7 protein-coding genes are annotated in these 12,593 nt (G+C 39.9%); all 7 read left to right on the top strand.

The annotated features are described in order from the left end of the window. On the top strand, positions 1 to 5,084 hold a 5,084-nt coding region (locus tag GJU43_RS21945), incomplete at its 5' end, for a non-ribosomal peptide synthetase (protein ID WP_154343998.1). A gap of 77 nt (positions 5,085 to 5,161) precedes the next feature. Then, positions 5,162 to 6,763 (top strand): MBL fold metallo-hydrolase, encoded by a 1,602-nt coding sequence (locus GJU43_RS21950; protein ID WP_154343999.1) that lies wholly within the window; start codon positions 5,162 to 5,164, stop codon positions 6,761 to 6,763. Positions 6,764 to 6,798: 35 nt separating this feature from the next. Then, a complete protein-coding gene (locus tag GJU43_RS21955; RefSeq protein WP_154344001.1) occupies positions 6,799 to 7,767 on the top strand; it encodes a TauD/TfdA family dioxygenase in 969 nt (322 codons plus the stop codon). A gap of 91 nt (positions 7,768 to 7,858) precedes the next feature. Then, entirely contained in the window at positions 7,859 to 9,115 is a 1,257-nt protein-coding gene (locus GJU43_RS21960; RefSeq protein ID WP_154344003.1) for a KamA family radical SAM protein, read from the top strand. Between the two features lie 133 nt (positions 9,116 to 9,248). Beyond that, positions 9,249 to 10,493: an efflux RND transporter periplasmic adaptor subunit gene (locus tag GJU43_RS21965; RefSeq protein ID WP_154344005.1), complete on the top strand. Its 1,245-nt coding sequence runs from the start codon at positions 9,249 to 9,251 to the stop codon at positions 10,491 to 10,493. A gap of 29 nt (positions 10,494 to 10,522) precedes the next feature. Beyond that, positions 10,523 to 11,233 carry an ABC transporter ATP-binding protein gene (locus tag GJU43_RS21970; RefSeq protein WP_154344007.1) on the top strand — a complete coding sequence of 237 codons (711 nt, stop codon included), beginning with the start codon at positions 10,523 to 10,525 and terminating at the stop codon, positions 11,231 to 11,233. Then, on the top strand, positions 11,226 to 12,542 hold the full coding sequence (locus GJU43_RS21975; RefSeq protein WP_154344009.1) for a TolC family protein: 1,317 nt from the start codon (positions 11,226 to 11,228) through the stop codon (positions 12,540 to 12,542). Before GJU43_RS21970 ends, GJU43_RS21975 begins: the two co-directional genes overlap by 8 nt. The last annotated feature ends 51 nt before the right edge of the window (positions 12,543 to 12,593 follow it).

Genomic DNA, 12,593 nt, shown 5'->3' on the forward strand with positions numbered 1-12,593 from the left:
TAAAAATCCGTCACAGCTCCGTTACCAATCTGATGTACGCGATGGAAAGCGAAGTTTCGGCAAACGCATCCGATTCGCTACTGGCCGTTACAACCTATGCTTTCGATATGTCCGTGGTAGAATTATTCCTGCCGCTGCATGTGGGGGCAAGCGTGATTATCGCTTCTACACCATCATTGAAATCACCGGAAGCCATTATCGAATTGTTTGAAAAACACGATCCGACAATCATGCAGGCCACGCCGGGCTTCTGGCAAATGCTGGTAGATGCCGGCTGGGAAGGAAGCGATAAAGTCCGTGTGATTACTGGAGGAGAAGCGTTATCGCTATCCCTGGGAGAATCACTCATCCAATACTCGGAAACGATCTGGAACATGTACGGACCAACAGAGACTACGGTGTATTCGACTTATAAAAAGGTAAGAGAAACTCAGGATATTCAGTATATCGGACGCCCTGTTGATAATATGCAGTCGTACATTCTGGACAAAGAATTACAATTGGTACCTATTGGCGTCATCGGAACGCTGTATATGAGCGGAGCGGGAATTGCCGTTGGGTATCAAAACAAGGAAGAACTGACGTCAAAGGCGTTTATTCCACATCCGTACCAGGAAAATACAGTGATGTACAACACCGGGGATTTATGTATGTGGAACGAAGAAGGCAGCATAAAATACTACGGCCGAATTGACCATCAGATCAAAATTCGTGGTTATAGAATCGAATTGGAAGAGATCATCTCGGCCATGTTAAGCTATGAAGGCGTACAGCAAAGTGTGGTGGTGGGAATGGAAATCGATGGCGAGAAACATCTGGCAGGTTATTATACCGGCGAAGAGGTAGAAAGCAATTCGCTGAGAAAATACCTGACCGGCTGCTTACCGGAATACATGATTCCAACGTATTTGACGGGCATCGAAAAATTCCCATTAACTCCCAATGGAAAAATAGACAAACGTGCTTTACCCAACCCAACAGAAGGACTCGTAAGGGAATATGTCGCAGCAACCAATGAAACAGAACGTGTCCTGATCGCCATTTGGGAAGAGGTACTGGGGAAAGAGAAAATCGGAATCAACGACAATTTCTTCGAACTCGGCGGACATTCCCTTAAAGGAATTCAGATTGTTTCGAGAATTTACAAGATACTTTCCAAGAAAATAGAATTAAAAAATATTTTCATGTATCCGGTATTAGGCGATTTGGCAGAACTGATTATCAATGAAGACTTTGAGGAATACACGCCAATTACAAAAACAGAAGAAAAGGAGTATTATCCGCCATCCTATCCGCAAAAACGCATTTGGGTATTAGAAAAACTGGAAGCCTCCGGTGAAGTATACAATATGCCGCATACGTACTGGCTGCAAGGAAACTTGGATAAAGAGATCTTAAAACGAACTTTTGAAACGATCATAGAACGTCACGAGGTATTCAGAACGGTTTTCGTGGAAACGATGGAAGAGCCGCTTCAAAAAATTGTACCGTTTGATGAAATTGATTTTGATATCGATTATGTCGATTTAAGAAAAGAACAGGATCCTAAAAACTTCGCCATCGGATTGGCACAAAATGCCTCTCAGGAAATATTCGACCTCGGAGAAGATCTGCTGATAAAAGTGAGTTTATATCAAACGGCTGACGACGAATATCTGTTTTTGTTTAATATTCATCATATCATAGGAGATGAGTGGTCTTTACAAATTTTAAATAAAGAAATCATTACGGTATACAATGCCTATTCCAAAGGAGAAGAGCATCAGTTACCCGTATTAAATATTCAGTACAAAGACTTTGCGACCTGGCAGCAGAATGAGCTGAGTGGTGAAAACTTGCAGCGTCACAAAGATTACTGGAATGAAAAAATGGCTGGTGAAAGAGAACCGCTGGACATAACCACCGATTTGGTACGTCCGCTGTCCCGTAAGTTTAACGGAGATCGTTTGTATTTTACCATAGATGCTGAAACCACTAAAAAATTCCAAAAAATACTGTCCAGAGAGAACAGTACTTTATTCATGGGATTGTTGACCCTGGTAAAAACCATGATGATTCGATACACCGGAAACGAAGAGCTCATTATTGGAACAGCCATTACCGGAAGAAGCCATACCGACTTAGAAGATCAGATCGGTTTCTATTCCAATACATTGGCATTTAGAAGTCAGTACAAAGAGAAAGATTCTTTCTTAAGCTACCTGCAAACCGTAAAAACGACGGTACTGGAAGCGTTTGATCACAGAATTTATCCGTTCGATAAATTAGTTGATGACTTAAAATTAATCAGAGATTTAAGCAGGTCATTGCTTATCGATATCATGGTGGTATTGCAGGATGCCAACGCTGATGAGGAAAGTACACTGCACCTGAACGGACTGGAAATTGAAGAAACCAATGTGCGAATGCCTATTAGTAAATTCGATTTATCGTATTATTTCAGGGAACGTGACGGAGGATTAATCATGACTGTTGAATACGATACCGATATCTTTTTTAAAGATCGTATTGAAAAAATGGGAAGCCATCTGATGCAGTTATTGTCTTCCATTGTAGAAAATCCGACAGAAGAAATTTACGAATTAAATTACCTTCAAAAAGAGGAAAAACAATTGCTGTTATCAGAATTTGCCGGAAAAGGTAGTATAAACACGCCTGGGGAAACACTTACAGACTTGTTTGAAAAACAGGTGGTAAAACACGGAGATCGCATAGCGGTAGTAGACGGTGTTTATGAAATGACCTATAAAGAGCTGAACGAAAAAGCAAATCAATTAGCACAATACCTGAAAAACACCTATGATGCAAAACCGGAAGATGTAATCGGAATTATTGCAGAACACAATCAGTGGCTCGTGATCAGTATTCTCGCCATTGCCAAAACGGGAGCGGCCTATTTACCGATGAATGCAAAAACGCCAATCGATCGTATCAACTATCAACTGGAAGATGCTGGTGTTACCTTAGTACTGACCGATCATTTTGAAGAAAAATTAAAAGCCGAAACGTTCAAAGTACCTCAGGAATGGTACCAGTTAGAGCAGTACCCAACGACCAATCTTCAGAACCTGGCCCATACCAATAATCTCGCCTATGTCATCTACACATCGGGTTCTACGGGAAAACCGAAAGGTGTAATGATTGAACAGGCAGGATTAATCAATCTTTGTGAATGGCATGCTGAGTATTATGGCGTAACACACCAAAGCAGGGTAAGCATGTTCGCCAGTATCAGTTTTGATGCCAGTGTCTGGGAATTCTGGCCGGCAATTTTACAGGGAGCCGCAGTATATATGGCCGCTGAAAAACAGGAAACAGGTTTTGACAACCTGATTGACTGGATTCACGAAAAAGAAATCGATCAGGTATTCCTGCCAACAGCAGCCTGTAAGTTCCTGATACAGTCCGGAAAAGAAATTAATCCGAATATCAAAATTCTGACAGGAGGAGACACACTCGGAAATTTAGAGAAAGTACCATTTACACTTTACAACAATTACGGACCGACAGAAGCTGTTGTCGTAAGTACTGTTTTTAAAGTTGACCAACAATCTGAAGACAGACAGGTGCCCATCGGAAAACCAATAACCAATAAAGTAATTTACATACTCGACAGCAAGCTTAATCCAATGCCGGCAGGTTTTGAAGGCGAAATATATATTGGGGGAGCCGGTATCGCAAGAGGATACATCAACAAAGAAGAACTTACAGCTGCCGCTTTCATTCCAAATCCGTTTGGAGAAGGACGTTTATATAAAACGGGAGATGTAGCAAAATGGCTGGAAGATGGAAACATTGAATTTATCGGACGAAATGATGCGCAGGTCAACATACGAGGACTTCGTATAGAATTAGGGGAAATAGAAAGCAATCTGCTGTCACATCCGCTGCTGCATCAGGTGGTGGTAAACGTACACGAAGTACAGGACGATGAATACCTGATCGCTTATTTTATCTCTGATGAGGTACTGGAAAAGAACGATCTCAAAGAATACCTGAGAGACTTCCTGCCAGCCTATATGATTCCGGAGCATTTCATTCAACTGGAAAAATTCCCGCTTACGCTGAATGGAAAAATCGATAAAAAAGCATTACCAACGCCAACGGAGATTTCTAAAACCCGATATGTAGCACCAAGAAACGAAAATGAAGTAGTGATGGTCGAAATCTGGAAAAAAATTCTGGAACGTGAAGAAGTGGGGATTGAGGATAACTTTTTTGAGATTGGCGGACACTCGATGAAAGCCCTTCAGATGGTTTCAAGGGTAAATGCCGAAATGGATCTGAGAATCAACTTGGGAAATGTAATCAGCGCACCGTACATCAAAGACCTGGTAGAGTTAATAAGCAATTACCAGCGTGATTTCAATAATATTATTACACTGTCTGATACCACAGAAAAAGCAGAGGATGCATTCTTCTTCCCGCCGTTAATGGGAACTTCATTAGCCTATCTGGGAATTGTAAAAATGCTGAAAAACGACTTTAATTGTTACGGAATCCAGGATAATGGATTTGATTTTGACGAACCATTTGATAAAAACCTGGAAGACAAAGCCTGGAATTTTGTGCGACAAATTACCAAAGACCGTTCCCCTGGAAAGCTCACATTGATTGGATTCTCGTTAGGAGCAAGTTTAGTTTTTGAAACGGCAAAAATATTAGAAGACAAAGGATTTGAAACACGACTGATCCTTATTGACCGAAATATCAGCAGAAGAAAACCAAAACTAACCGATGAAGTGAAACAAGCCAATGAAAACGAGCTGCGTTATCTGGAAGGATGGTTAAGCGGTTTTGAGTATAACGAAGAACAGATCATCCGTATCCGAAAACTCTGGAGAAACAACATTGAACTCAACAACAAGTACAAACAAAGAGGGAAAGTAAAAGGAGATATTCTGGCATTCAAAACCAAAAACAACATCAGCAATGAATTCCTGAATATGAAAGAATGGGAAAAATTTACGACAGGGAAATTTGATCACATCTACCTTCAGGGAAATCACTACGATGCCATTCAGTTAACGAAGAATATCGAAATCATAGCGCAGGAACTATTGGGTGCTACAATTCAGTCCTAAACCGGTCACTTATTAAACCATACATTTTATCCGCCACAAACAAAGGCGGATCAGATCACTATATCAAAATTATTACCATGAAAAATGAAAAAGTATATCTAAAACCCAATGTCATTTTAGAACCATTAATAGACAAATGGTATGCCTGGACCCATTTGATTTATCCGCCCACGGCAGCGATGAATATGAAATCCAGACACTTAAAAATCATGAATTCATATGTACAGGCACCCAATATTCATATGGCCGCAACAAAAAACCCGAAAATGCTGGGCGGCCCTTTTATGAATTACGATTCCAACAGAAAAGAGGAGGTACAAGGATTGATTAAACATGCTTTTGAAGAACGAAAACCAATGTTTGAGCTGGCCGAAGCCATTCATGAACTGACCCGTTTGCTAAAAAAACACGGAACCGGGCATTCACTGGAACCGCTCTACGAAAAAGTACCGGAAATCTTAAAAGGCTATGTAGAACTCAATTATGACCTTAACGGAAATCCTTCCTTTCGCATATTTGAAAGTCTCATGTACAAAAGTGAATATTACAATACAGATACACAAAGTATTACACTTTGGCTGACTGAAAATGACGAACGTCCCTTTGTATTGAGTACGGCAAGGCTGCCCGAAAAAAACTGTCTGGAAATCAATATCCCCTTTGCACACGAAGCCATCGATAAAATGTGCAGCATGCGAAATGAAGCGGATACCCTGGAAAACCTGATAAAGGATTTTAAGATCAGCGAAGATCAAAAAGAATTGTTTGAATCCTTTTTTACCACAGAAAAGCCTGTAAAATATCAAAAATATACAGGCGATAAAATCAGGATGCGCTACTACGGTCATGCCTGTATCTTAATCGAGACCAAAGACATATCGATATTGGTAGATCCGGTAATAAGCTATTACGGCTATCAAAACGAAGTCAACAGATACTCGCTGCAGGATTTACCGGAAGAAATTGATTACGTACTGATAACGCACAATCATCAGGATCATATTCTTTTTGAAACGATGCTGAGTTTGCGCCATATGGTTAAAAATATCGTAGTCCCAAAGGGCACCACCGGAAACCTTCAGGATCCCAACTTAAAAATCATGTTGCAAACAATTGGTTTTAAAAATGTGATCGAATTGCAGGATATGGAAACCATAGAACATAAAGAATGCAAAATTACAGGAATCCCTTTTTTAGGAGAACACGGTGATTTAGACATTCAGGCAAAAATCTGCTACCACGTCAACATCGGAAAGAATTCAATGATATTCATGGCAGACTCCTGCAATATCGAACCTAAACTCTATGATTTAGTGGCAAAACAGGTAGGCAGCATCGATGTTATCTTTTTAGGAATGGAATGTGACGGCGCCCCTTTCTCCTGGGTATACGGCCCCTTAATCGAAGGAGAAGTCGACAGGGAAATGGATAACGGCAGAAGACTTGCGGGATCCAATTTCGACAGGGGAAAAGGGCTCGTAAAATCATTCAAACCAAAAGAACTTTATGTATACGCAATGGGATTAGAGCCGTGGGTAGAATTTATCAGCAGCGTTCGTTTTGATGAAGCGGCACATCCGATAGTAGCTTCCAACAACCTGATCAGCCACTGTGCAGAAAATAATATCAAGGCCGAACGCCTGTACGGAGAAAAAGAATTACACTACGAAATTGACTAATAAATAAGTAACCAAATAAAAAAACTGGAAAAAAAATGAAAACATTAGCATCACAAGAAGGCATACTGGTAGAGGAAAACAAATATCCGATGACAATCACTTTTAAAGACGGGAGCATGGATAAATTTTTAGCTTATTACGAAGAAAATAAAGAATTTATTGAAGACCGATTAATGAATGTGGGAGCTATTCATGTAGTAGGAATTAACATTGACAACGTGGATAAATTTGGAACCCTGATGAAAAATTTATGCCCGAAAGCCCCGGACTTTCTGGACGGTAACTCCTCAAGAGGAAAATATTCCTCCAATGTATACAACGCATCCGAATACGACGAAGCTTCCATTGTAAGGCTGCATACCGAATTTTCGTATTCAAACATATATCCGAAGAAAATATTTTTCTGCTGCCAGAACCCGGCTTCAACCGGAGGACAAACGACTGTTGGAGACTGTAAAAAAGCCTTGGAATTAATAGAGCCGGAAGTCGTGAAAGCTTTTGATGAAAAAGAAATTATATACATCCGAAATTTACATTCGGGGGGCGGTTTAGGACCATCCTGGCAGGAAGCCTTTGAAACCGAAGACAAAGACTTCATGGAAGCCTATTGTAAAGAAAATGGAATTGAAGTAAGCTGGAAAGCCAACGGAATCGTACGATTAACACAACGCAGACCGGCGATCAGGAAACATCCGGTTACAGGAGACCGCTTGTGGTTCAATCAGGTAGACCAGTTCTTTCCTGCGATCTACGGAGAAGAAATTTATGAAACTTTATTAGAAATGAATGGCGGAGAAAAAGACGCCCTGCCTATGTTTTCCCGTTTTGCAGACGGAACAGAAATCAAGAAAGAATACATTGAAAATATAATTAAAGTACTGGACGACATTACAATACCGGTTCCATGGCAAAAAGGTGATTTACTGATGGTAGACAATATGACTGCCCTGCATGGAAGATTACCATTTACAGGCCCTAGAAAAATTTTGGCCTCTATGGGATAATTCCACTCCGGAAACAGAGCATCGGATTACATCAGATCACACACCGGCTTTTAAGAGTACCAGGAAAAAATTATAATTTAATAAAGTAAATATGGAAAAATTTAAATCATACACATTAGGGCAGCTTGAAAAAATTCCACAGTTAAGCGGACTTAGTGAAGAGCAGATGGAAGAAATTAAAATTGTCAGCTCAATATATCCTTTCAAAACAAACAACTATGTACTGGAAAAACTCATCGATTGGAATAATATTCCGGATGACCCGATTTTCAGACTCAATTTTCCTCACAAGGAAATGCTGCTGACAGAAGATTTTGAGCAGCTAAAACACATCAGGGCTACAGGTACTGAAGAAGAAATTAAAGAGGTGATTTATAACATCCGAATGAGATTAAATCCGCACCCTGCAGGACAGGTAGATTTAAACAGTGCGTATATCAATGATGATAAACTGGAAGGAATTCAGCATAAGTACAAGGATATTTTGCTTTTTTTCCCAAGTCAGAGTCAGACCTGTCACGCCTATTGTACTTTTTGTTTCAGATGGCCTCAGTTTATAAACGACCTGGATTTTAAAATTCAGTCTAAGGAAATTGGCCCGCTTTTAGAATACCTGAATGAAAACCCCCAAATTTCAGAAGTACTGTTTACCGGAGGAGACCCGATGATTATGAACTCCCGTGTATTAGATTCTTATATAGAACCCTTACTAAAAGTAGACAGTATAAAAACAATACGTATAGGAACAAAAGCACTGAGCTACTGGCCATACAAATTTACAACCGACGAGGATGCAGAAGGAATGCTTAATGTATTGTCAAAAGTGACCAAAGCCGGAAAACATTTGGGTTTTATGGCACATTTCAATCATCCGGTCGAGTTAGAACCGCCAGTAGTAAAAGAAGCCATCGATAACCTGATAAAAATTGGAGCTACCATCAGAACACAATCTCCGTTATTGCGATTTATCAATAACAGCCCGGAAACGTGGACCAGAATGTGGGAAAAACAAGTACAGCTCAATTGTGTTCCTTACTACATGTTTTTGCCAAGAGATACAGGAGCACAGCATTATTTTGCAGAAACGTTAGAAAGAGCGCACGAAATTTATTCCGAAGCCATACGCAATTGTACCGGTTTAGCCTCTACGGCAAAAGGGCCTGTAATGTCCATGACAAATGGTAAAGTAGAAATCCTGGGCGTTAAAGAGGACATATACACCTTACGGTACGTCAAGCACAGGGACGACAGCAAAACATTTAAGGTGTTCACGGCGCAGTCCATCAGCCCAAAACCAATGTGGATTGGTGATTTAGAGGAAATAAAATCAGAAATAATGAATTATTAATTTTAATCTCAGTTCCATAAAGAGTCCGGTGATGAAATTATGGAACTGATAAAATTACGGCAATAGAAGCCGCAGTAAAAAGAAGGAATAGAATTATTGCTGAAAAGCAATAAAATTTAATAGTATAAACAGAATGGATAAAAAAATCTCTAAAAAGAAGTGGACCTATAAAAAAATAAGTTACGTCGCACTCAGTGTTTTCTTCGCAATTTTTATAGTGTATTTTCTGGTAGCATATCAAAACAAATCGACGTTAAAAATAGACCCTTCAAAAGTGGCATTTTCAAATGTTGAACAAGGTGATTTCCAGGAATATATTGTTCAGCAGGGAGAAGTAGTGTCCGGAAGAACCTATTTTTTAGATGCGGTTGAAGGCGGAAATATTACCAAAATCTTCAAGGAAAGCGGTGTACAGATCAAAAAAGGCGATAAGATCATAGAATTGGAAAACATCAATCTCAGACTTAGCGTTTTGGGTCAGGAAAATTCATTAAGCGAGCAGATAAACAGAATCCGTACGACAAGGCTTGAATTAGATCAGAACTTTTTGGCCAATAAACAACAGTTGGCCCAGATTGAAAATCAACTGCAGATTTTAAAACCACAGTTTAGAAGAGACAGCATCTTATTCAAAAAACAATTGATTTCAAAACAGGCTTTTGAACGAACAGAAGCAGATTATAAATACAACATCAAAAGAAAAGTATTTACACTTAAAGCGTTTGAAAGTGATTCTGTTTCGCGTGTCGTGCAGATCAAACAATTGCACACGTCAGAATTAAGTATGATGGAAAACCTTGACGGCGTTCGCAAAATACTGGACTACCTGGTGATCAGAGCACCGATTGACGGACAACTAACGTCACCGCAGCTGCAGGAAGGGCAGAACATCAACAAAGGCGAGCGCATTGGCCAGGTTGATATTACCGGAGTTTATAAGGTAAGAGTGCCTATAGACGAATTGTATCTGTCTAAAATTAAACAGGGACTTCGTGCCACTACCGAAATTGCCAATACAACCTACGAACTGCAGATTACCTATGTCTATCCCAATATCAAAGACGGAAGATTTGATGTAGACATGCAGTTTATGAAAACCATTCCAAAAGGGATCACAAGAGGACAGTCCTTACGTTTGAAAATTGATTTAGGAAACCCTTCCATTGCCACGTTAATTCCGGTAGGCGGATTTTATCAGAGTACCGGAGGAAACTGGATTTACGTAGCAGAGGGAACAAACAAGGCGGTAAAAAGGCAGATTAGGTTAGGAAGACGAAACGTGGCGCACTACGAAGTCATCGAAGGACTGAATCCGGGCGATCGTGTTATTATTTCCTCTTACAGCACTTTCGGGGATAATGAAGAATTAGTATGGTAACTGAATTATTAAAACAGAATAAAAAAGACATGATAAAGCTAAATAAATTATTAAAAGTATATACGAGCGAAGAAGTGGAAACTACAGCCGTAAACGAAATAAGTCTAAACATTAAAAAAGGAGAATTTATAGCCATAATGGGACCCAGCGGATGCGGAAAGTCATCCTTATTGAATATTTTGGGCCTGCTGGACAATGCTTCCGGAGGAGAATACTGGTTTGGAGACGAAGAGGTGGTCAAATATGTAGAAAAAGACAGGGCCAACCTGAGAAAAGGAAACATAGGATTCGTTTTTCAGAGTTTTAATCTTATAGACGAATTAACGGTATATGAAAACGTCGAATTACCGCTTTTATACCTGAAAATGACAAGTGCAGAACGTGCCGAAAAAATAAATGCAGGACTGGAACGAATGGGAATCATGCACAGGAAAAGCCATTTTCCACAACAACTCTCAGGTGGTCAGCAGCAAAGGGTGGCGATCGCAAGGGCAATTGTAACCAATCCGAAAGTAATTCTTGCCGATGAGCCAACAGGAAATCTCGATTCAGCAAACGGAATAGAGGTCATGAACTTATTAAAGGAATTAAACCAGTCCGGAACAACAATCGTAATGGTAACGCACTCGCCGGAAGATGCTAAATATGCAGATCGTATCATTAACTTACTGGATGGCAAAATAGTGACCGAAAGCACGAATAAGGCACGAGAACTAAAACTTGCGATTGACAATGAATAAGCTATGTTTTTTGATTCTGTTTGCAGTAAACATTTTCGCTTTGAAGGCACAGGAAAAACTGAGTCTGGATCAGGCGTTAAAACTGGCATTAGAAAATAATGTGGATATTGCTAAAAATAAAAATGACGAAGCCAGTACAAAATATGATAAAAAAAGAGCCCATTTCTCTTTATTGCCAAGTGTAAATGGTTCCGGAAATGTATTTGAATCTACCGGAACCAATTTTGACCAGTTAACCGGAATGTTACGAACAGAAACGGGACAGTATGTAAACGGGTCCGTTACGGCAAGCTGGGATATTCTGAATCTCGCCAGTAAACTTTCTGATCTGAAACTTTCCAGTTCCAATTATGAAAGTCAGAAAGCACAGCTGGCTTATACAAAAGAATTCATACTGTTGAAAGTCGTCGGAAGGTATCTGGAAACCCTGCAGGCAATGAAACAGGACGTGATTTATAATAAGTTCTGCGATGTGCAGGAAGAACAATTAAGAAGAACGGACGAACTCATAAAAGTAGGATCATTGCCGGGACAGGATTTTTATACCCAAAACGCAGAATGGAGCCGTTTAAAATCCTTGCGGGAAGACAATCTAAATGTAATGAATACGAAGAAAAATGAATTAATCCTGCTTTTGCGATTAGATCCGTCGCGGGAAATGCAACTGGACAGTATTCTGGGAGAAGCAATGTTTACAGGTAAAATGAACATTGACAGCCTGTATCAAAAAGCATTGGTGAGCCGTAAAGATTATCAGCAAACTGAAGCGAAATCAATGGTAAAAAAGTATGAACTGGCCTTACAGCGATCTAAGTTTATTCCTTCGGTTTCTATTTACTACGATTATGGTTCCCGATATTCCTCCTTTCAGACCAGAAGATTTAACGATCAGTTTTACAAGGACAATATCACGACCACCATTGGTGTTTCGGTGCAGGTTCCCATATTCAACGGATTGCAGACCAGAAACGTGGTCTACAAGGCCCGACAGGATTTTAAGAATGCCGAACTCGATGTCGTGCAAACCAAAAGTAATATCTATGTTGAGCTTAAAAACGTAATGTCTACCATTGCTGCAAACGAGAAAAAAGTCACCTACAGGCAAGATCAGACAGAATCAGCAAGAAGGGCCTATGAACTTGAAAAAGAACGTTACTATCTGGGACAGGGAAGCCCTCTGGATTTAGGCGTTGCACAACGAAACTATGTAGAAGCTTCCTTATCCTTAAATCAGATTAATTATCAGTTAATGTACAACAGATTTGAACTCCTTTTTTATACCGGGGACATTATCTCGTTGGTTCAATAGCAGGCTAAACAGTACAGAACTGAAAGAACATCCGTTTTTAATCCGCACCTC

This window comes from Flavobacterium sp. LC2016-23 (genome assembly GCF_009674775.1).
In the GTDB taxonomy this organism is placed as follows: Bacteria; Bacteroidota; Bacteroidia; order Flavobacteriales; family Flavobacteriaceae; genus Flavobacterium.